This is a genomic window from Methylomonas sp. 2F7 (assembly GCF_057126975.1).
Map to the genome: position 1 here is coordinate 3,189,440 of NZ_CP195203.1, position 21,745 is coordinate 3,211,184.

At 52.5% G+C, this 21,745-nt stretch carries 24 protein-coding genes; 19 read left to right on the forward strand and 5 right to left on the reverse strand.

All coding sequences use genetic code 11. The features are described 5' to 3' along the window. Positions 1 to 237: 237 nt before the first annotated feature. From ACR64Q_RS14220 to ACR64Q_RS14230, 3 genes are all read right to left on the reverse strand, one after another. Positions 238 to 780 carry an REP-associated tyrosine transposase gene (locus ACR64Q_RS14220; RefSeq protein ID WP_026601505.1) on the reverse strand — a complete coding sequence of 181 codons (543 nt, stop codon included), beginning with the start codon at positions 778 to 780 and terminating at the stop codon, positions 238 to 240. A 75-nt stretch (positions 781 to 855) separates the two neighbouring features. After that, positions 856 to 1,353, reverse strand: a complete 498-nt coding sequence (locus ACR64Q_RS14225; RefSeq protein ID WP_313732131.1) for a hypothetical protein — start codon at positions 1,351 to 1,353, stop codon at positions 856 to 858. 687 nt (positions 1,354 to 2,040) lie between these two features. Continuing rightward, complete coding sequence (locus ACR64Q_RS14230) at positions 2,041 to 2,784, reverse strand: hypothetical protein (RefSeq protein WP_313732130.1); 744 nt, start codon at positions 2,782 to 2,784, stop codon at positions 2,041 to 2,043. A 177-nt stretch (positions 2,785 to 2,961) separates the two neighbouring features. Here ACR64Q_RS14230 and ACR64Q_RS14235 point away from each other — a divergent pair, with 177 nt between their 5' ends. From ACR64Q_RS14235 to ureC, 14 genes are all read left to right on the forward strand, one after another. Continuing rightward, positions 2,962 to 4,218 carry a hypothetical protein gene (locus ACR64Q_RS14235; protein ID WP_313732129.1) on the forward strand — a complete coding sequence of 419 codons (1,257 nt, stop codon included), beginning with the start codon at positions 2,962 to 2,964 and terminating at the stop codon, positions 4,216 to 4,218. A 26-nt stretch (positions 4,219 to 4,244) separates the two neighbouring features. After that, positions 4,245 to 5,543 (forward strand): urea ABC transporter substrate-binding protein, encoded by a 1,299-nt coding sequence (gene urtA, locus ACR64Q_RS14240; protein WP_026601510.1) that lies wholly within the window; start codon positions 4,245 to 4,247, stop codon positions 5,541 to 5,543. Positions 5,544 to 5,698: 155 nt separating this feature from the next. Next, positions 5,699 to 7,363: an urea ABC transporter permease subunit UrtB gene (urtB, locus tag ACR64Q_RS14245; RefSeq protein ID WP_409521185.1), complete on the forward strand. Its 1,665-nt coding sequence runs from the start codon at positions 5,699 to 5,701 to the stop codon at positions 7,361 to 7,363. 412 nt (positions 7,364 to 7,775) lie between these two features. Next, entirely contained in the window at positions 7,776 to 8,162 is a 387-nt protein-coding gene (locus ACR64Q_RS14250) for a lysozyme inhibitor LprI family protein (RefSeq protein ID WP_081733769.1), read from the forward strand. A 376-nt stretch (positions 8,163 to 8,538) separates the two neighbouring features. Next, positions 8,539 to 9,651 carry an urea ABC transporter permease subunit UrtC gene (gene urtC / locus ACR64Q_RS14255; protein WP_313732128.1) on the forward strand — a complete coding sequence of 371 codons (1,113 nt, stop codon included), beginning with the start codon at positions 8,539 to 8,541 and terminating at the stop codon, positions 9,649 to 9,651. Continuing rightward, entirely contained in the window at positions 9,648 to 10,457 is an 810-nt protein-coding gene (gene urtD / locus ACR64Q_RS14260) for an urea ABC transporter ATP-binding protein UrtD (RefSeq protein ID WP_313732127.1), read from the forward strand. The genes urtC and urtD overlap by 4 nt, the downstream gene beginning before the upstream one ends. Further along, a complete protein-coding gene (locus ACR64Q_RS14265) occupies positions 10,457 to 11,230 on the forward strand; it encodes an ABC transporter ATP-binding protein (RefSeq protein ID WP_313735018.1) in 774 nt (257 codons plus the stop codon). Before urtD ends, ACR64Q_RS14265 begins: the two co-directional genes overlap by 1 nt. A 113-nt stretch (positions 11,231 to 11,343) precedes the next feature. Further along, entirely contained in the window at positions 11,344 to 11,652 is a 309-nt protein-coding gene (locus tag ACR64Q_RS14270) for a hypothetical protein (RefSeq protein WP_026601515.1), read from the forward strand. Between the two features lie 12 nt (positions 11,653 to 11,664). Then, entirely contained in the window at positions 11,665 to 12,516 is an 852-nt protein-coding gene (locus tag ACR64Q_RS14275) for an urease accessory protein UreD (protein WP_313732126.1), read from the forward strand. 2 nt (positions 12,517 to 12,518) lie between these two features. Beyond that, a complete protein-coding gene (locus ACR64Q_RS14280; RefSeq protein WP_313732125.1) occupies positions 12,519 to 12,788 on the forward strand; it encodes a hypothetical protein in 270 nt (89 codons plus the stop codon). 319 nt (positions 12,789 to 13,107) lie between these two features. Continuing rightward, positions 13,108 to 13,605: a hypothetical protein gene (locus ACR64Q_RS14285; RefSeq protein WP_313732124.1), complete on the forward strand. Its 498-nt coding sequence runs from the start codon at positions 13,108 to 13,110 to the stop codon at positions 13,603 to 13,605. A gap of 442 nt (positions 13,606 to 14,047) precedes the next feature. Continuing rightward, on the forward strand, positions 14,048 to 14,350 hold the full coding sequence (gene ureA / locus ACR64Q_RS14290) for an urease subunit gamma (protein ID WP_026601519.1): 303 nt from the start codon (positions 14,048 to 14,050) through the stop codon (positions 14,348 to 14,350). Between the two features lie 9 nt (positions 14,351 to 14,359). Then, positions 14,360 to 14,677, forward strand: coding sequence for an urease subunit beta (locus ACR64Q_RS14295; protein WP_026601520.1), 318 nt, complete (start codon positions 14,360 to 14,362; stop codon positions 14,675 to 14,677). Further along, positions 14,674 to 16,377 (forward strand): urease subunit alpha, encoded by a 1,704-nt coding sequence (gene ureC / locus ACR64Q_RS14300; protein ID WP_313732123.1) that lies wholly within the window; start codon positions 14,674 to 14,676, stop codon positions 16,375 to 16,377. The genes ACR64Q_RS14295 and ureC overlap by 4 nt, the downstream gene beginning before the upstream one ends. Before the next feature lie 94 nt (positions 16,378 to 16,471). Here ureC and ACR64Q_RS14305 read toward each other — a convergent pair whose 3' ends face one another. Then, positions 16,472 to 17,041, reverse strand: a complete 570-nt coding sequence (locus ACR64Q_RS14305; protein ID WP_313732122.1) for a hypothetical protein — start codon at positions 17,039 to 17,041, stop codon at positions 16,472 to 16,474. Positions 17,042 to 17,126: 85 nt separating this feature from the next. Beyond that, entirely contained in the window at positions 17,127 to 17,483 is a 357-nt protein-coding gene (locus tag ACR64Q_RS14310; RefSeq protein ID WP_020482657.1) for a hypothetical protein, read from the reverse strand. Between the two features lie 689 nt (positions 17,484 to 18,172). Between ACR64Q_RS14310 and ACR64Q_RS14315 the strand changes: the two genes are divergently transcribed. The 5 genes from ACR64Q_RS14315 to ureG all read left to right on the forward strand — a co-directional run bounded on the left by ACR64Q_RS14315 (position 18,173) and on the right by ureG (position 21,740). Continuing rightward, a complete protein-coding gene (locus ACR64Q_RS14315) occupies positions 18,173 to 18,949 on the forward strand; it encodes a KAP family P-loop NTPase fold protein (protein WP_313732121.1) in 777 nt (258 codons plus the stop codon). Positions 18,950 to 19,005: 56 nt separating this feature from the next. Beyond that, on the forward strand, positions 19,006 to 19,536 hold the full coding sequence (locus ACR64Q_RS14320) for an REP-associated tyrosine transposase (RefSeq protein ID WP_313732120.1): 531 nt from the start codon (positions 19,006 to 19,008) through the stop codon (positions 19,534 to 19,536). A 425-nt stretch (positions 19,537 to 19,961) separates the two neighbouring features. Further along, on the forward strand, positions 19,962 to 20,393 hold the full coding sequence (gene ureE, locus ACR64Q_RS14325) for an urease accessory protein UreE (protein WP_313732119.1): 432 nt from the start codon (positions 19,962 to 19,964) through the stop codon (positions 20,391 to 20,393). Continuing rightward, on the forward strand, positions 20,383 to 21,057 hold the full coding sequence (locus tag ACR64Q_RS14330) for an urease accessory protein UreF (protein WP_313732118.1): 675 nt from the start codon (positions 20,383 to 20,385) through the stop codon (positions 21,055 to 21,057). Before ureE ends, ACR64Q_RS14330 begins: the two co-directional genes overlap by 11 nt. Before the next feature lie 65 nt (positions 21,058 to 21,122). Then, entirely contained in the window at positions 21,123 to 21,740 is a 618-nt protein-coding gene (gene ureG / locus ACR64Q_RS14335; RefSeq protein WP_020482661.1) for an urease accessory protein UreG, read from the forward strand. Positions 21,741 to 21,745 lie beyond the last annotated feature (5 nt).

The following is a 21,745-nucleotide window of genomic DNA, read 5'->3' on the forward strand; positions in this document are numbered from 1 at the left end:
CAAAAGAAAGTATCCAAAGAAAAAGCCACCCGAATGCCGCTTGTTTCCTGCGCTCCTCGCTTTTGAACGGGGTTGCCGAAAGGGGCTTCCTGCCCCTTCGGCAACGCGATGCATCCATGCATCGCCCCTATGGGCTGATCCGTTCAAAAGCTCCGGTGCTCGGCGCGGCATACGGGACAAAAACCATCCCGATGCGTAGGGTGGGCACGGCTTTTTGTGCCCACGCGGACAAACCGCTCATTCCCCCGCAACCAAATCATCAACACCATCACCGCCCCAATCCATCGAATAAACGCCTTCCTTAACATATCGATGAAACGTTGAATAAGGCCATTCTCTGACTTGGTGGCAATAACCATGCTTCACCGGATTGTAATGAATGTAATCCATATGCCGGGTAAAATCGGTTTCATCGCGAATTTGATGTTCCCAATACCGGCGTTGCCATAATGTCGATTCCCTATGTTTTTGTTTCGATGCATTGATCCATTCGGCCCGCCAGTATGCATCGCCACAAACCACGCTCACCTGCCGTTTGATCACGCTCCATCGGGTTGCAAAATCTCCATCGTCAACCGGTAACGTCCAAATACAATGCAAATGATCCGGCAGCAAAACCCAGGCGTCGATGTTAAACGGTCGTTTCGCGCGAGCGCTTGCAATCGCCTTGCGCAAAGCCTCCCGTATCGGTTCATCGCATAAAATCGCCTGCCGCCGATACGTCACCACCGTGAAAAAATACGTTGCACCGGGATTTTGCGAACGGCGGTAACGGGACATTTTGATCGTTAATTTTCGACGATTAAATTGGGGGTTGTGGTTTTCCCGCGTGGGCACAAAAAGCGTGTGCCCACCCTACGATGCTAGTTCCTTCAGCAAATTAAGGAAATAATCGCCAAACCCGTTTAAAAAAGTACCGAAGCAAGCCAGATAAAACTCCAAAACTTTAATGCGGCGCTTACCTGGTTCGATAATTGAACTGACATAATCCACGCACCATTGTTTGTTATTCAAATTTTCAAGAATAATATTTATGATTCTGAGAGCATATATGTGATGTTCGTCGTCTGAAAGTGCCACACCGTTTTCTTTTTCGAATTCATCCAAAGCAGGCAGGCTATAAGCGCTATGATTTCTTTTTAAGTATTCTAATGACTCATTTGCAACTTCGTCATGAAACCTTGATGCAGCCAGCATAATGGCAACGATGGTTATTAGAGCTCCCGCTCTATTCAACCACATAATATCGAAATTATTACCAAGATAAATACCAGAAACAAACGCTAAAGCGGAGGAACTCAAAGCAATAATTTCAGGGAGGTATTTTCCGATGAAGGAATAGAATTTAGTCATGAATTTTTCGGGTATTTAGATTAAGACCGTAGACAGGGAGCTTCGCGAAATCCAGCAATATAGGCCGAAGCTGGGTTAACACTATTGTTCCAACCCAGCCTACCAAAAAACCTTAGCTACACACAATAACCGTTGGAGTGGACTATTCCCGTTATTCCGCCCCGAACATCGCAGCTTTTGGCGAGATCAGCCCGCAGGGGAGCGGCAGGGATGCCGCTCGTTTTCGGAGGGGCTGGGAAGCCCCTTCCGAAAACCCTCGCCAAAAGCGACAAATTTGCCTGGAGCAAATTTGAACAGCCGATAGGCTGGCCTGGAGGGCGAAAACCATGGATGGTTTTCGTAAAAGCACAGGATTATGGCGGAATTCCGGGTGGCCTTTTCTTTGGATACTTTCTTTTGGCCAAACAAAAGAAAGTATCTCGGCTGTCGGGCCGACAAATCGGCAGGATAGCCGATTTGCATGCGAAGCACCCGGAGGGCGGAACACATGGATGTGTTTCGTGAACCCGACATTAAAACCAGCCGTCGCGATAGCGACACCTTCGTACCCCCTCATCCTAGCCTTCTCCCTGAGGGAGAAGGAACAACAGACCTTCCCAATATTGCGGTCATCAAGTTCTAAAACACAAAGAAAAAGCAACCATCCCTGGCCCTAGATGCCCGCATCCCCGCGAGCACGACAACCAATCACTTCCTCTCATACCCAAACTGAAATATCACCGGCGTCCCCTGATTATGAATAATAATCTCCTTCTTCGGCTCGTCGCCGACAGCCGCCGGCTGCGCCACGCCATTCGCATCAACCGCACCCGACACTTCCCTCACTTCCACCCGCACATCCGGCATCCACTTGGGTTTAAACAGCTCGGTTTTCACGCGACCGGCCTGTTTCGGTAGCGGCGCATGTTCCAACACATCCAGACAGGCGGTACCAATCTGATCGACCAATTTATCGACAATCCGCGCCGGCAATACATCTTTATCCAAGGCATGGGCGCTAAACGTCGATTCGCGCTCTAATAAAACGGCCTGATTGCCGGCATCGCGCAAAGTACAAGTAATCGGCAACACATCGGCTTTTTGAAAGTCGGTCGCACGCGGATCGGAATTGCCGCTAGAAAAGGAAAAACCCACCGGCGTTTCGCGGTGGGAGACTTTGCCCAGCTTGGCCTGCAAACGGTGGCTGTAAGGGCCTTTGGCTGCTAGCGGGAATTCCCACTCCGTCAGATTCGCGCGCACTCGTTCGGCTATCGGCGCGGTGTCAATCGGCGTGGCAAATTGCCGTAAATTGTCTTCCGCCAACACAAATTCTATCGCCTGCAACGGTTTAACGGCGTCTGCCACCGGCTCGGCCGAGACCGGGCGCATCAGCAGCAATGCCAATCCACACCAGCCTGCAATACCATAAAAATTGGATGTTTTGTTCGTCATCGTAAATCTCCCAAGTTAAGCCGCACTCTACGTAAACCCCAATTTCCCAGCCATACGTCAAATGACTGATGAGTCATTTACCCGATTGTGGTGCTGTCTGCAAAATTCAACAATCTCCCCGACGTTTTCAATCGCCATCGCCGCCGGCAATGGTTTGTTTAATCCAGATAAAGGGGAATGCAAATGACTGGTTTTAACCCACAAAAATTAAGCAGCCGGACCATCGGCTTGCTGAGCGGGGTGGCCTTGGGCGCCATCGGCCTGGGACAGGCGCCCGAGGCGCAGGCTGGCGCAACGTTTAAAATCGACGACACCAAATGGGTCAGCGTCGGTGCCGGTTTGCGCACCAGCTTCCGCGCCCAGGAAGGCTCGGTTGGCGCGAACGCCGACAAATGGAGCAACGACTTTAATCTGGACAATATTCGTTTATACATCAACGGCCAGATTCATAAATATCTGAAAGTAGAATTCAACACCGACTGCCAAACCTGTGGCAACGGCGGCGAAGTGCGGGTGCTGGACGCGATCGGCAAATTCGAAGTCACACCCTACGCCAACTTGTGGGTAGGCCGGATGCTGGTCCCTGCGGAGCGCCGAGAGATGAACGGTCCGTTCTACAGCGCGGTGTACAACATCTTCTCCGCCGGCACGCCGTTCGAGCCTTCCGACTACAACCTGACCATCAAATCCGACGGCACCTCGGCCGGCTCATTCGGCCGTGACGACGGTGCCACCTTCTGGGGCGCGGTGTTCGACGGCCGTTTCCAATATGCGGCCGGTTTCTTCCGTGGCCTGCGCGGCGGAGCCAACGTCGACGACAATATCATGTACGCGCAACGCTTTGCTTACAACTTCTGGGACGTCGAGAAAAATCCAGGCTATTACACTTCCGGCACTTACTACGGCAAAGGCGGCGACATTCTGACCGTCGGCGTAGCCAACCAATATCAAGAAGATGGCGCTGGTGCGCTGGGTTCTCCCGGCAGCTTCCGCGGCACCACCGCCGACGTGTTGATGGAAAAAGTGTTGCCGGGCGGCGGCGTTGTCACCTTCAACGGCGAGTACAAAAACTACGGCATTACCGGTCCGTATAGCCAAGCCATCCGCGATGCAGAGGGCGCTGTCGGCGCGCCGGCCCAGTTCTCTATGTTCGAAGGCAACGCCTACGATATCAGCGGCATGTATCTGTTCCCGCAAAAAATCGGCATCGGCCAATTCCAACCGTTTTTGCGCTACGTGAATGTGTCGCCGGATAACAGCCCCAACCGCGAAGTTTACGAAGGCGGCGTCAACTACATCATCGACGGCCACAACGCCAAGATTTTTGCCAGCTACCAATACGGCGATTTGTTGACCAAAGGCTTGAACTACAAATCCACCGCCAGCGGCGAGAATGCCAGCCAAGTCATGGTCGGCTTCCAGTGGCAAATTTAATTTTCTAATAACAGAGGACTATCACGATGAATTTACTGAGCAATCCCTTACGTAAACTGGCACTGGGCGCCGCGCTATCGTCGCTGCTGCTGGGCGCATCGACCGCCCGCGCCGAAGACACCATCAAAGTTGGCGTTTTGCACTCCCTGTCCGGCACGATGGCGATCAGCGAAACCACGCTAAAAGACACCATGTTGATGCTGATCGACGAGCAAAACAAAAAAGGCGGCTTGCTGGGCAAGAAGCTGGAAGCGGTGGTCGTCGATCCGGCCTCCAACTGGCCGTTGTTCGCGGAAAAAGCCCGCGAGTTGATCACTAAGGACAAAGTCGCATCCATCTTCGGCTGCTGGACTTCCGTTTCCCGGAAATCGGTATTGCCGGTGATCGAAGAGTTGAACAGTATCCTGTTCTACCCGGTGCAATATGAGGGCGAAGAATCGTCTAAAAACGTGTTCTATACTGGCGCCGCGCCTAACCAGCAAGCGATTCCGGCGGTCGATTACCTGATGAACGACCTGAAAGTGCAACGCTGGGTATTGGCCGGTACCGATTACGTCTACCCACGCACCACCAACAAAATCCTGGAAGCGTACTTAAAATCCAAAGGCGTTAAACCGGCGGACATCATGATCAACTACACCCCATTCGGTCATTCCGACTGGCAAAGCATCGTCGCCGACATCAAAAAATTCGGCTCTACCGGCAAGAAAACCGCTGTAGTTTCCACCATCAACGGCGACGCCAACATTCCTTTCTATAAAGAGCTAGGCAACCAAGGCATCTCTGCGGAAAAAATCCCGGTCATCGCTTTCTCGGTGGGTGAGGAAGAATTATCCGGCATGGACACCAAACCGCTGGTCGGCCACTTGGCGGCATGGAACTACTTCATGAGCGTGGATACCACCAAAAACGCGGCCTTTATTCAGCAATGGAAGGACTACATCAAGAATCCGAAACGCGTGACCAACGACCCGATGGAAGCGCATTACATAGGCTTTAACATGTGGGTGAAAGCGGTCGAGAAAGCCGGCACCACGGATTCCGACGCGGTACAAAAAGCTTTGATCGGCGTCGAGTACCCCAACCTGACCGGCGGTATGTCGAAAATGCTGCCTAACCATCACATCAGCAAACCGGTGTTGATTGGCGAGATTCAAGACGACGGTCAATTCGTCACCGTCTGGCAAACCAACAAACTGGTCGATGGCGACGCCTGGTCGGACTTCCTGCCCGACAGCAAACCGATCATCGCCGACTGGACCGCGCCGATCAGCTGCGGCAACTACAACACCAAAACCAAAAAGTGTTCAGGACAGAACTATTAACAGCGGATGTTACCCGCGAGGTTCACGGCAGGATGCCGCGGGCCTCGCCCCCCAAAAGAGGACAGACGATGCACACACCCCGTTTTAGAACCCGTTTAAAAACGCCGCCCGGCTCACACCCGGCTTATCGTTCCCCCAAGGACAGCTTCTTGAGCATGATGACTAAAACTTCTACTCAGGCCGGATTAACAGTCGGCGGCGTTTTTAAACAGCTTCTCAAATTTACCGGCTACTTGCTGGCGATGCTGCTGCTCAATATGCACACAGCCCTCGCCCAACAAGCGGGTAGCGCGTTGGAGCAACTCAGAACAGGTAATATGACAGAGCGCGAACTCGCCATCGAAACCCTAGGCAGTGACAGCAATAACCTGAAATTATTGCAAGCCCTGCAGGACGGCAAACTGTTCGACTTCAAAGCGGAAGGCAAGCTGGTCCTTGCGCAGGAAAGCGCCGCCGGTTACCAACTCAGCGATCCGCTCAGCGGCGCGGCATTGGCGGAAGTAGAGCGCGGCGCGGTAGGTAAAATCAATTTAAACAACAAGCTACGCGGCGTGCTGCGCAAAACCATCGCGTTGCTGCAATTGAACGACGCAGATCCGGTGTTGCGCCTGATCGCCGTACAAGCATTGGCCAATGAGATAGACGACAAAGCCGTGATTTTATTACGCGATCATCTGGCCAACGAAACCGATGCCGACATCAAAACCGCGATTAACAAAATGCTGTTATTGCAAGACATCAACAGCCCGGAAAAAGACCAACGCATCGCCGCTATCGCCGCCTTAAAAGACCTGGATAGCCAGGACGTGGTCAACAAACTGCAAGCGGTTATCGAGAAAGATGCCGACGGCAATTTCCTGGAAGCCGACAGCGACGTGCGCAATCTGGCCGAAGCGGCTTTGATCAAAATCCGCGAACGCATGCAAGCCTACGCCGTCGCCGAAACCGTGTTCTTTGGTTTGAGTTTGGGCGCGGTACTGGTGTTGTCCGCGATTGGTCTGGCCATCACCTTCGGGGTAATGGGCGTGATCAATATGGCCCACGGCGAACTGATGATGCTGGGCGCTTACACCACTTACGTGATGCAACAAATCATGCCGAATTATTTGGGCACGGCCTTGATCTTGTCGATCCCAATGGCGTTTATCGTCGCCGCCTTGGTCGGTATTGCCATCGAGCGCGGCATCATCCGCTTTTTGTACGGCCGACCGCTGGAAACCCTGCTGGCGACTTTTGGCGTGAGTTTATTTCTGCAACAAGCCGTGCGTTCGATCTTTTCACCCTTAAATCGCAGCGTATCGACGCCCGAGTGGATGAGCGGCTCCTGGCAGATCAACGACTTTCTGTCGCTGACCTGGAATCGCTTTTACATCCTGATCTTCTGCCTGCTGGTGTTTACCGCCCTGCTGCAAATCTTGAAACGCACAAAATTGGGATTGGAAGTCCGCGCCGTGGCGCAAAATCGCGGTATGGCCAGGGCAATGGGTATTCCTACTGCTAGAGTCGATGCGATGACGTTTGGCTTGGGTTCCGGTATAGCTGGCGTGGCTGGCGTGGCCTTGAGTCAGATCACCAACGTTGGACCTAATTTGGGACAGGCTTACATCGTGGATTCGTTCATGGTGGTGGTGTTTGGCGGAGTCGGGAATTTATTCGGTACTTTGGTAGCGGGTTTTTCATTGGGCATTGCCAATAAGGTGTTGGAGCCTTATGCGGGGGCGGTGTTGGCGAAGATTTTAGTGTTGGTGTTTATTATTTTGTTTATTCAGAAGAAGCCGAGGGGATTGTTTCCACAGAAAGGGAGGGCGGCGGAATCTTAATTTTTGTGTCGCTGCCGCGACGGTGTTTGAATGCCGGTTCGCGGACCGGCGACCGCGATACTTTCTTTTGCTTGGCCAAAAGAAAGTATCCAAAGAAAAGGCCACCCCGCTGCCGCTTATTCCCTGCGCTCCTCGGTTTTGAACGGGGTTGCCTGAAGGGGCTTCCCAGCCCCTGCATGCAACGCGCCGCATCCATGCGACGCCCCTAACGGGCTATTCCGTTCAAACCCTCCGGTGCTCGGCGCGGCAGAGGGGATTAACCCGTAGCGAGATTTAAAGTGGATCGATAGCTTAACTAACTGCGAATCCCTGTATGCGTCGAATTGGAACAAGCGAAAGTTTATAAGATTTACAAAACATGGAAACAACTCCTAAACTCTGTTGAAACATATTTCAAGTTACGGGGTTTCCAATGAGATTAATCGTATTGCAATTTACTCTAGTGTTATTTTCGTCAAACGCATTTTCAAATGAATGCGACGAACTTCCAACAGGTAGCGGAATAAGGTCCGACTGTGATGCTAAATCATCTTTAGAAACCGCAGAAAAAGAGCTAGATGTTGCATATAAAAAGTTATTAGAAATTCTTTCTAAGTCCGATTCATATAAAAAACAAGCTGATGATTTAGTCGTATCTCAAATGACTTGGATGAAATATCGAGAACAGTTTTGCTCTGTAAAGGCAGATATTAATGGAGGTTCATCATCATGGGTTGCATCATCCTACACATATTGCAAGTCAGGTATGGCTGAACAACAAATTAGAGAATTGAATAATATTTTAAGTAATTTCGAATAAGAGTCGTAGGGTGGACACTATATAAGCGCCCAAGCCGAGCCCACAGCCAAAGGTGGGCAAAGTTGCCCACCCTACGTAAATTCGGGCGGCTGATGGTTTTAACCCCGTATGCCGCGCCGAGCACCGAAGTTTTTGAATGGATCAGCCCGCAGGGGCGATGCAGGGATGCATCGCGTTGACGGAGGGGCAGGAAGCCCCTTCCGTCAACCCCATTCAAAAACTTCGGCGCGCAGGATCAAAGCGGCATCCGGGCCGCCTTTTCTTTGGGTACTTTCTTTTGACGGAGCAAAAGAAAGTATCTCGGCTGTCGGGCCGAGACCCGACTTACAAAAAACCGTCGCGATAGCGACACAAAATTTGGTTTAACGGAATAGATATGAACATATTCAACCAAGACAAAACCTACGCTTCAGTGCTACTCGCCCTAGCAAGCGTCACCCTATTAATCCCCCTCTGCAACCTAATCTTCCCCGAAGATTCCGCATTGCATTTCTCGGCTTACTCAGTCTCCCTAATCGGCAAATACCTGACCTTTGCCCTCCTCGGCCTATCACTCGACATGGTCTGGGGCTACGCCGGGATTCTGGTTCTCGGCCAAGGCGCATTCTTCGCGCTGGGCGGCTACGCAATGGGCATGTATTTGATGCGGCAGATCGGTACCCGCGGTGTTTACGGCAACGCAGAATTACCTGACTTCATGGTGTTCCTGAACTGGACCGAACTGCCCTGGTACTGGTACGGCTTCGAGAACTTCGGTTTCGCGATGCTGATGGTATTCCTCGCCCCCGGTTTGCTGGCCTTCGTGTTCGGCTGGCTGGCGTTTCGTTCGCGGGTGACCGGCGTGTATTTGTCCATCATTACCCAAGCATTGACTTACGCGCTGCTGCTGGCCTTCTTCCGCAACGAAATGGGCTTTGGCGGCAACAATGGCCTCACCGATTTCAAAGACATCCTGGGCTTCAATATCCAATCCGAGGCCGTCCGTTCGGTATTGTTACTAATGACCGGCCTGAGCTTGATCGGCGCTTTACTGCTGTGCCGCTGGATTGTGAATAGCAAGCTGGGCCGGGTGGTCACGGCGGTTCGCGATCAAGAATCGCGGGTGCGCTTTCTTGGTTATCGGGTGGAATTGTTCAAGCTCTGGGTGTTCGTGTTCGCGGCAATGTTGGCCGGACTGGCCGGCGCGCTGTATGTGCCGCAGGTCGGCATCATCAACCCCAGCGAATTCTCACCGCTCAATTCCCTGGAAATCGTCATCTGGGTGGCGGTCGGCGGGCGCGGCACCTTGTACGGCGCAATCATCGGCGCGGTGCTGGTCAACTACGCCAAAACAGTGTTGACCGGCCTGATGCCTGATGCCTGGCTGTTTTGCCTGGGCGGCGCCTTCATCCTGGTCACCTTGTTAATGCCCGACGGCATCGTCGGCCTGCTGCGCCGTCGCAGCAAACCCAAACCTACTCTTAACGCTACCGGAGGACAACCGGCATGATGATCTCGGCTGCAACTACCACTGAAGGCGGCGCCAGCCTACCGCTGGACGGCGAGGTCGACGCCCGCCACGGCCCGATTCTGTACATGGAAGACGTCAGCGTAAGCTTCGACGGCTTCCGGGCGCTGAACCATCTCTCGCTATACATCGACGACGGCGAACTGCGCTGCCTGATCGGCCCCAACGGCGCTGGCAAGACCACGCTGATGGACGTGATTACTGGCAAAACCAAGCCCGACAGCGGCTCGGTGTTTTTCGGCCAGACCATCGATTTGCTGGAACTGGACGAACCGGCCATAGCCCAGGCCGGCATCTGCCGCAAGTTTCAAAAGCCCAGCGTGTTCGACGCGTTGACCGTATTCGAAAACCTGGAACTGGCCTTAAAAACTGACAAGCGGACCTGGCCGACCTTGTTTCATAAACTCAACGGCGAGCAACGCGACCGCATCCAGGATGTATTGCAAACCATCGCCCTGCCCGCCCAACAACGGCAACTGGCCGGCGCGCTGTCGCACGGTCAAAAGCAGTGGCTGGAAATCGGCATGTTGCTGATGCAAGACCCGAAAGTGATGCTGGTCGACGAACCCATCGCCGGCATGACCCATCAGGAAGTCGAACGTACCGCGGAACTGTTGTTGTCCTTGCAAGGCAAGCATTCCATCGTCGTCGTCGAGCACGACATGGAATTCGTGCGCAGCATCGCCCGCAAAGTCACGGTGCTGCACGAAGGCTCGGTGCTCACCGAGGGCACCATGGACGAAGTGCAAAACGATACTCGCGTGATTCAAGTTTACCTGGGGGGATGATGTTAAATATCAGCGCATTGCAACAATACTACGGCGCCAGCCACACCCTGTGGGACCTGGATTTGAGCGTACCGGCCGGCGCCTGCGTCTGCCTGATGGGCCGCAACGGCGTCGGCAAAACCACCTTACTGAAAGCCATCATGGGCCTATTGCCGGTAGCCGAGGGCAGCATTCAGTTCGACGGCGTGGAACTGGCCAAAGCCAAAGCCGAATCCCGCGCCGAACTTGGTATCGGTTACGTGCCGCAAGGCCGGGAAATCTTTCCGCTATTGACCGTGGAAGAAAACCTGAAAACCGGCCTGCGCGCCGCCAACAAACACGGTATCAAAAAAGTCCCGGACAGCATTTTCGAGATTTTTCCGGTATTGAAACAAATGCTCAAACGCCGGGGCGGCGACCTGTCCGGCGGCCAGCAGCAGCAATTGGCGATTGGTCGGGCCTTGGTCTTAAATCCCAGATTGTTGATTCTGGACGAACCGACCGAAGGCATCCAGCCCAACATCGTCAGCGAAATCGGCGACGTGATTATTCGTCTGAACAAATCGCGTGGCGTGGCGACACCGATTCCCAAACCGGAAACCGGCGAAATCCATCAAGCCATCGACCGCATCCATAAAGAACTGGGGGTAACGGTGTTGTTGGTGGAACAAAAACTGCCGTTCGCCCGTAAGGTGGCTAATCAGTTTTGCATCATGGACCGTGGCCGACATGTGGCGGTCGGTGCAATGGACGAGTTGGCCGATGACATGGTCAAGCGTTACCTCACAGTCTGAATATTCCCCCCTTTGCAAAAGAGGGGCTAGTAACCTAAAGGTCATAAAGGAAGATTTGCAAAACGGGCATAGCCCATCGTGTTAATTCAACGCAGGATCAGGGAGAAAGGAAGATGAAATCCGAACAACTTTTGCTGGCGGCGGGTGCTTTGTTATTGGTGTGGTCAGTGCGCAGCGAGGCACATACCAGTTACGAAGCTGTGATGGAAGGTGGTGGCAACCTATTGCAATTGACCCGCGCCGCACTGCATCCTTTGTTTGAAATCCCGGACCTACCGACCCTGCTGATCAGCATCTTAATTTTGGGATTCGTGTTCGGCCCGGTTATATTGCACATCATGCGACAGCGTGCCGTAAACAAACCACAGCATTCGCCTTTGTCGGAAAACTCGGCCATCGCGCCCAAGACCAAAAACTTGTAACCCAATCGCACCATGCCAGCCAACTGCGTCGCTTCAGCCAATCCCGCGGCCTCAACTGATACCACGGTGTGGGAAGCCGAATTAACACTGGGCTTTAGTCAACGCGGCGCCAAAACCGCCTTGGTCAACCGCAGCCACCGCGGCCCGTTGACCGTGCAACGCCCCTTCTATCCGGAAGGCGGCGTCTGCCACGTGTATTTGCTGCACCCACCCGGCGGCGTCGTGGCAGGCGATCATTTGACTATCTCAGCGACGGTCGAAAACGATGCCCAAGCACTCATCACCACCCCTGCCGCCGGCAAGTTTTATCGCAGCGGTGGCGGCGAAGCGCAGCAAACCGTCAACCTCAAGGTTGCTGAAAACGCCAGTTTGGAATGGCTGCCGCAGGAAACCATCGTTTACGAAGGTGCGCGCTTAAATTCCAGCATGAATATCGATTTGGCCGATCAGGCCCACTTCATCGGCTGGGAAATATTGGCCTTGGGCCGCCCGGCCGCCGGCGAAGGCTTTGAGAACGGATCAGCGAGCTTAAACTGGCACATCAGCCGCGCCGGGCGCTTACTTTACATGGAACGCTTGCGCCTGGATGCCGAAGCCTTTCAAGCCCGCTGGGGTTTGTTTGTGCATTCGGCGTGCGGAACGCTGTTTGTTTATCCGGCTACGGCTTTGCAGTTGGCGGCGGTGCAGGAATTGATAGGGGATGAGGTTAATCGCGGGGCGACTTTGATTGAGGGTTTGTTGATTTGTCGGGGCTTGGATCTTAGGGCGGATTTGTTGAAGGTTTTTTTTGAGAGGGTTTGGGGATTGGTGAGGGGGGATGTTGTTGGGAAAGAGGTTTGTGCGCCAAGGATTTGGGCGACGTAAGCATGTTTGTTTTGTCTGGTGTGGTCTTATCGATTTGGAGTGGTCTTAATGAACACGTCATTCCGGCATGGATTGCCGGAATCCAGAAGCCAAGGATGGCGGAGGGCTTCAAATTTGGTGTCGCTACCGCGACGGCTGTTTTAAAGTCGGGTCTCGGCCCGACAGCCGAGATACTTTCTTTTGCGTGGCCAAAAAAGAAAAGGCCACCCCATGCCGCTTTTATCCTGCGCGCCGAAGGGTTTGAACGGGGTTTTCGGAAGGGCTATCCATAGCCCTCCGAAAACGAGCGGCATCCCTGCCGCTCCCCTGCGGGCTGATCCGTCCAAACCCTCCGGTGCTCGGCGCGGCATAGGGGATTGACCCCGTCGCACGAAGAATGGTTGTTGGATAAATTTGTATTTTGGGTATCAAGTTCTATTGTAGGATGCTGCCGACGATAGGAGGCGCATCTGTCGCGAATTTGCCGATTTTTTTCCAGCAGGATGCCCGAAAAAATCTTTCGGCAAAAATAGCGACTCTCCGGCGATGCTCTTCCATTATTCGGCATATATACTCGGCTTAACGGATAGACTCTAAATTTTGAAAAAATTTATGAATGAAACTTTGTTATTCCACATAGGCTATTCGGGACGTTTTGGCTATTTAATTTTAGGTTTAATTGCATTATTCAGCTCTATATTTTTAATAATTCCATACAATAAATATCAAAACATTTCATATTGGACTTTATTTATATTTTTCACATTTTCTGTCTTAAATTTCAGCCTATTTTTTTACTCTATTACTCAAGCCTGTAGAATATCTCCACGTTTTATTGCAACCGGAAAATCACTTAAATTTAATGGTTTACTAACAAGAGTTGAAATTGAGTGGCAAGACATTATCGAATACAAGAGTACCAACTCACTCAGATTTGGCTTATCTTCTATAAAAATCTTGTACTACGACAAAGGTAATAAAAATCGGCGTTGCTTGTATCTCGATACAAACGGAATATTCCCTGATAATAGTCAACTATATAGCACTATAGCCTATTTTATCACTCGGTCACGTCGCCTTGGCCAGCCTCGCCCAGTTAGCGAACCATAATTGGGCGAATGGGATGCTCAATTTATTTAAATTTTATAAATCATAGGAAAATTAAATAATTTTTATTAGGCATTTGTAAATCAATTGAAAAGAAAAACATCCGTCCGATTACGCGGCGCTAATCAGGTCTACCGATCCAGATTTTACAAGTTAAGATTTCGAGACGTTTTTCTCCCCTGATGCCGCTCCGAGCACCGAAGGGTTTGAACGGAACAGCCCGCAGGGGCGATGCAGGGATGCATCGCGTTTTCGGAGGGCTAGGGATAGCCCTTCCGAAAACCCCGTTCAAACCCTTCGGCGCGCAGGATACAAGCGGCATGGGGTGGCTTTTTCTTTGGATACTTTCTTTTGGCCAAACAAAAGAAAGTATCTCGGCTGTCGGGCCGAGACCCGACATTAAAAACAACCGTCGCGGCAGCGACACCAAATCAAGACATACGCCATGCAATTAACCCCAAGAGAAAAAGACAAACTCCTCCTCTTCACTGCCGCCCTCCTCGCCGAGCGCCGCAAAGCCAGAGGTTTGAAACTTAACTACCCGGAAGCCGTGGCGTATATCTCCGCCGCGATCATGGAAGGCGCGCGCGACGGCCAGACCGTGGCCGAGTTGATGGCTTATGGTCGAACGTTATTAAGCATCGACGATGTGATGGACGGCATCGCCGAGATGTTGACCGAGGTGCAGGTGGAGGCGACCTTCCCGGACGGCACCAAATTAGTCACCGTACACGACCCCATCGTATAGGAGCAAAGCATGATTCCTGGAGAAATCTTCCCTGCCGCCGGCGATATCGAACTGAATGCCGGTCGCGCCACCGTTAAAGTCCTGGTTGCCAACAGCGGCGACCGGCCAATACAAGTTGGCTCGCACTATCATTTTTACGAAACCAACCCGGCTCTGCATTTCGAGCGCAGCGTGGCTTTGGGTTTTAGGTTGGATATTCCGGCCGGCACGGCGGTGCGTTTCGAACCGGGCCAGCAGCGCGAGGTACAGTTGGTGGCTTTTGCCGGCGAACGCAAAGTCTATGGTTTTAGAGGTGAGGTAATGGGCGCATTGGAGAAAACCGCATGAGCAAGATTTCGAGAGCGGCTTATGCCGACATGTTCGGCCCCACCACCGGCGACCGCTTGCGACTGGCCGACACCGATTTGATTTTGGAAGTGGAAGCCGATTACACCGTTTACGGCGACGAGGTGAAATTCGGCGGCGGTAAGGTAATCCGCGACGGCATGGGCCAAAGCCAATTAGGCAACGATCAGGCCGTGGATTTGGTGATTACCAACGCGCTGATCATCGATTACTGGGGCATCGTCAAAGCCGATGTCGGCATCAAGCAAGGGCGGATTTTCAAGATCGGCAAGGCCGGTAATCCCGACATTCAACCCGGCGTGGACATCATCGTCGGTCCCGGCACCGAAGTCATCGCCGGCGAAGGCCAGATTCTCACCGCCGGCGGCATCGACGCCCATATCCATTTCATCTGCCCGCAACAAATCGAAGAAGCGCTGTGCTCCGGCGTCACCACCATGATCGGCGGCGGCACCGGCCCGGCCACCGGCACCAACGCCACCACCTGCACACCGGGGCCGTGGCATCTGCAACAAATGCTGACCGCGCTGGACGGCTTGCCGATGAATTTCGGTTTGCTGGGCAAGGGCAACGCCAGTCTACCGGGCGCTCTGGAAGAACAAATCCAGGCCGGAGCGATGGGATTGAAACTGCACGAAGACTGGGGCACCACACCGGCGGCCATCGATTGCTGCCTGGGCGTGGCCGACGATTACGACGTGCAGGTGGCTATCCACACCGACACATTGAACGAGTCGGGGTTTGTGGAAGACACTTTCGCCGCCTTCAAGGGCCGTACCATTCACACCTACCACACCGAAGGCGCCGGCGGCGGCCATGCCCCGGACATCATCAAGGCCTGCGGTCTGAACAATGTGCTGCCGTCGTCGACTAACCCGACCCGGCCTTACACGGTCAATACAGTCGACGAGCATTTGGATATGTTGATGGTTTGCCATCACCTCGACCCCAGCATCCCGGAAGACGTGGCGTTTGCCGAATCGCGCATCCGCCGCGAAACCATTGCCGCCGAGGACATCTTGCACGACTTGGGCGCGTTTTCGATGATTTCCTCGGATTCGCAAGCCATGGGCCGAGTCGGCGAAGTGATCATCCGTACCTGGCAGACCGCGCATAAGATGAAGACGCAGCGCGGCAGTTTAGGCAGCGATAGCGCCCAAAGCGACAATTTCCGCATCAAGCGTTACATTGCCAAATACACCATCAACCCGGCGATCAGCCACGGTATCAGCCACGAAGTGGGTTCCATCGAAGCCGGCAAACTGGCTGACATGGTGTTATGGCAACCGGCCTTTTTCGGCGTCAAACCCAGCCTGATCATCAAAGGCGGCCTAATTGCTGCCGCGCCGATGGGCGATGCCAACGCATCCATCCCCACCCCGCAACCTGTGCATTACCGGCCGATGTTCGGCAGCTTTGGCCGCACCGCCGCCAGCACCTCGATGATCTTTTTGCCGCAAGCGGCGGTGACTTCCGGCTTGGCGGAGCAATTGGGGCTACAAAAACGGGTAGGTACTGTGAAGAACACCCGAACCATTGGCAAGGCGGATTTGAAGTTGAACAACTACCAGCCGGTGATGGAAGTTTGTCCGCAAACTTATCAGGTGCGTGCGGATGGCGAGTTGCTGGTTTGCGAACCGGCAGTGGTGTTGCCGATGGCGCAGAGGTATTTTTTGTTTTGAGAAGGGTCAGGGTTTTCGGTAGAGCCATCCGTGGCCCTGCCGAAAACAAACTGTATGAAGCGGAAGCGATGGCGGCATTTGCCATCAGTTGAAACTAGGAACCTGGGGTATGGTTTTTGTGCGGTAGAACCGGTTCATCCGTGGTGGTAACGCCGGCTTCGATTTGCTGAGCCATAGCGTTGATGATTTCCGGCGGAGCACCGGATTGCTTTAGGCTTTCGCGCAACTCAGCACTCAATTCCGCGCTGGTTCGTTCGGGTACCGGTTCTTCAGGCTGAACGGCTGCGGCGGACTCTTGTTCTTTCAGAGTCTGCTCCATCTGTGCAACCTGCTCTTCCGGTAAGTGATTGGCTCGCATCGACGCAATCATATCGGCATTGGCTTCGCTACGCGCCGCCTCATCCTCGGGCGACAAGCTATTGGCGAGCGCCAGCCGCTGCCGCTCGTGCGGGGGTAATCGAGTGTCCGGAGACATTGCGGCGTTTGCCGGCGGAATATCGAGCTTTCTGTTCGCGCCCACCGCGATGACAGGCGCGGAAACTGAAGCGGTATTCTCCGGCAACGCCGCCCGCTGACTCTCGCCGCGACCGGGGAATTGCTGACCGGCAAAATATCCGCTCGCAAAAACGCTAGCCACACCGAGTATTGAGACAAGTTTATTCATGATCGTGACCTAGGTTGAGTTTGTTCGGAGCGGAATCTCGGCCGAATGAATCAGACCAAAGATTCCGCATGATCGGATTCCGCGATTAATATTCGTACAGATAAGTTAAAGTGCCTAGGTAGCGGTAAGATCCGGTGGTTGGGCAGGCAGCAGTACCTGAGTCGCCATACAAATACAGACTTTGATGGTTTTGCAGCGCCATTTTGGCCTGAATCAAAGCCTCTTTGTTATAGGTTACGAAATAGTTGGTATAGGCTGGCAGTACGTTGTGTTCCGGCACGGTGTAGATATAACCGTATGTCGTACCGTTTACATTATATTCGTAGACGCCGGATACATAGGTCCAACCTCCGCTGCAACTCGCCGCATTGGCAGCACTGGCACCGAACATGGAAGCGGCAACGACAGATAGCATTAAGAATAGATTTTTGATTGTTTTCATGACCTTCACCTTTTGTAAATTAAACACGAGAGTTGATGAATTAACGCTGTACTTGCTTCTCGGGTAAAAATTGGCTTACTTTGAAATTCAAGGGCAGCATGTCCGGCGGCATTTGCGCTGCTGTTTTGCTGGCGGCGTAATTAGCGGGGACGGTGTTAATTTAGGGAAATCGAGGGGTGTTCTCTGTTAACTTGTTGACTGGAGAAGTGTGAGGTTTTTCACGCTTTTATGTGGACGTAGCTTTGCTAGGTTTTGGGTTTTTGTGTCGCTGGCGCGACGGGTGTTTTATATGTCGGGTCTCGGCCCGACAGCCGAGTGACTTTTCTTTGTTTGGCCAAAGAAAAGTCACCAAAAGAAAAGCCACCCGACATTCCGCCAGTTTCCTGCGCTTCTTACTTTTGGCGAGGGTTTTCGGAAGGGGCTTCCCAGCCCCTCCGAAAACGAGCGGCATCCCTGCCGCTCCCCTACGGCCTAATCTCGCCAAAAGCAGCGATGCTCGGGGCGGAATAACGGGAATAGTCCACTCCAACGGTTATTTTGTGTAGCAAAGGTTATTTGGTAGGCTGGGTTGGAACGATAGTGGAAACCCAGCTTTGAGCTTTATCGCTGGGTTTCGCGTTGCTCTACCCAGCCTACGGACTACCGATAAACATATTTTCTAATTCCTAGGGCAAACAAAAATCTTTCTTATGAAAAATATAACTGAATGGGAAGGCGATGTTCTGCAAAGAAGGAAGTATGCTTTATTTCTCACAAGGTACCTTATAAATAAAAATAGCTCTAGCGTAATAAATATTACTGCCCCATGGGGATCAGGAAAAACATTTTTCATGGAAAGATGGTTTCAAGACATCAAAATAAACCATCCGGCTGTTTATTTTAACGCTTGGCAAAACGATTACAGCAACGACCCGTTAATTTCTCTTATCTCAAGCATTATCAGTCAAATCCTTTCTTTAAATGAAGAAGGTCAGCAAACGGAAGCAACAACAAACCTCCTAAAAAAGTCCAGCGCGATTATAAAAAAACTATCGCCCATGATAGTCAAAGGAATCCTCAGAAAATATATTGGAGAGGATGGATTGGAAGAATTTTCCAAAACTACTAAGGATACTGAAGATACAATCGCAGATATATCTGGAAAACTAACTGAAGAGCTATTAGAAAACTTCAAACAAACTGAAAATTTAATTGCGGAATTCAAAAAATCGATTTCCGCATTAATTGAGAACCCATCAAATAAAAAATTGCAAAAACCTTTATTTATATTTATTGATGAGTTGGATAGATGCAGACCAAACTTTGCAATTGAGTTATTGGAAAAAATAAAACATATTTTCAACATTGAAGATGTAATATTTATTATAGCAACAGACACCCGGCAACTCAGTTACTCTATCAAAGCCATCTATGGTCAAGATTTCAATGGCGAAACTTATTTACGGAGCCCGCGTAGGTCCGATTAGCGAAGCGTAATCGGACGAATGTCAAACCAAACGATATTTAAAAATCGCAATAAGCCATGCCCAATTACCGACGCGCATTTATTCCCGGTGGCACATGGTTTTTTACGGTGAATTTGCTGGCGCGTAAAAACAACGATTTATTGGTTCGCGAAATCGATTTGTTACGGGCAACTGTTCGGGCGGTACGAAATCGCTACCCATTCCAAATCAACGCGTGGGTAGTGTTGCCGGAACATATGCATACCGTGTGGACGTTGCCACCTGGTGATGCGGATTTCAGCAAGCGTTGGCGATTGATCAAAAGCGGGTTTTCGCGGGCATTGCCGAAAACGGAGTATCGGTCGAATGTGCGAAAGATGGCGGGTGAGCGTGGAATCTGGCAGCGGCACTTTTGGGAGCATTGCATTCGTGACGAGCAAGATTTTGAAAGCCATGTCGATTATGTGCATGTTAATCCGGTTAAGCATGGGTTAGTTACCCGAGTCAAGGATTGGCCGTATTCCAGTTTTCATCGCTATGTTGAAAAGGGCGTTTATCCGGCGCATTGGGGTGGGGATTTGGATATAACCGTGGATGGAGATGATTAACATGCGTCCGATTACGCTTCGCTAATCGGACCTACCGGCCTCTACGTTTTTACGATCTACTTATGAATTTGGGATGGTTTTTGTCCCGTTATTCCGCCCCGAGCATCGCAGCTTTTGGCGAGATCGGCCCGCAGGGGAGCGGCAGGGATGCCGCTCGTTTTCGGAGGGCCAGGGATGGCCCTTCCGAAAACCCTCGCCAAAAGCGAGAAGCGCAGGAAATTGGCGGAATTCCGGGTGGCCTTTTCTTTGGATACTTTCTTTTGGCCAAGCAAAAGAAAGTATCTCGGCTGTCGGGCCGAGACCCGACATATAAACCACCCGTCGCGACAGCGACACAAACCCAATGAAAGCTAGAGCTTTCGAGACATCGTTCCCAAGCCGGAGCTTGGGAACCAGCGTGACAAGCAAAATCTAACCAAACAAATATGCTAAAACTCACCGAAACCACCAACACCGAAGAACAAGCCGACGACACCCTAACCCTCCCCTTCGAGGCCCGCCAAAAATCCCGGCAACCGGCGACCACCAAAGGCGGTATCCAAGTCGGCGTGTTCCTGCCCAGGGGCCAAACCCTAAAGCACGGCGCAATCCTCACCAACGGCCAAGGCTTTAAAGTACGCATCGACGCAGCGCCTGAGCAATTATCGGTGGTCAAATGCAGCGACCAATTATTGTTCGCCAAGGCCTGTTACCACCTGGGCAACCGCCATATCGCCCTGCAAATTCTGCCGGACGAATTGCGTTACCTGGCCGATCATGTGCTTGATCAGATGCTGGTGGGTTTGGGGTTGACGGTCGAACATCACACCCTGCCCTTCGAACCAGAAAGCGGCGCGTATCATAGCCATGGTCACTGATTTGTCGCTGTTAAGGCTGTTGCAACTGGTCAGCCCCGGCTTGCCGATTGGCATGTACAGCTATTCGCAAGGGCTGGAGCGGGCGGTAGACGATGGCTGGCTTACCAGCGCCGAGCAAGTGGCCGACTGGCTGCACGGCTTGCTGCAAAACGGTTTGGGCTTGGTCGATGCGCCGATTTTAGCGCGGCTTTATGATGCCTGGCATGAGAACGATATGGCCGCCATAGATCATTGGAGCCAAACCCTGACCGCCTGCCGGGAAACCGCCGAGTTGCGTGCGGAGGACAAACAAACCGGCCAGGCTCTGGCCCGTTTGCTGGTGAATCTGGAATTGCCCGAGGCCAATGCCTGGCTAAAACGCCCCGACGCGACCCTCGCGACTTTGTTTGCGTTAGCGGCGGCACGCTGGCACATTGGCAAAGCCGACGCCGTCACCGGTTATTTGTGGGGCTGGCTAGAGAATCAGGTGTTGTGTGCGGTCAAGCTAGTGCCGTTGGGCCAGGTGGCCGGGCAACAACTGTTAAAAAATCTAGCCGATGAATTACCGTCTTTCGTGGAACGTGCTTTAAACCTAAACGACGCCGAGATCGGCGGCAGTTGTTTTGGCTTGGCCTTAGCCAGCAGCCGCCATGAGATGCAGTATTCGCGGCTGTTCAGATCGTGAAATAACCATAACGTAGCCTCGATGCAATCGAGGTTTGAGCAACCTTCAATACCTTGGATGAAAACATGACTGATAAACAAATATTACGAGTAGGCATCGGCGGGCCGGTCGGCTCCGGCAAAACCGCACTAGTGGACGCCTTGTGTAAGAAGATGCGCGACGATTACGAAATCGGCGTAGTTACCAACGATATTTATACCCGCGAGGATCAGCAGTTTTTGATCCGTAGCCAGGCGCTGCCGGAAGAGAGGATTCTTGGCGTGGAAACCGGCGGCTGTCCGCATACCGCCATCCGCGAAGACGCGTCGATGAATCTGGCAGCGGTAGACGAACTCTGCGAGCGCTGGCCAGAGCTGGATTTTGTAATGGTGGAAAGCGGCGGCGACAATCTCAGCGCCACCTTTAGCCCTGAACTGGCTGACCTGACGATTTACGTAATCGACGTCTCCGCCGGCGACAAGATTCCGCGCAAGGGCGGCCCCGGCATCACCCGCTCGGATTTATTGGTGATCAATAAAATCGATCTGGCGCCTTACGTCGGCGCCTCGCTGGAAGTGATGGACCGCGATGCGAAAAAGATGCGCGGCGAGCGGCCGTTCGTGTTTACCAATATCAAAACCGGCAATGGCTTGGAAGCGGTCGCTGACTTTATTGTCAAGCAAGGCATGCTGCAAACGCATTAATGGCG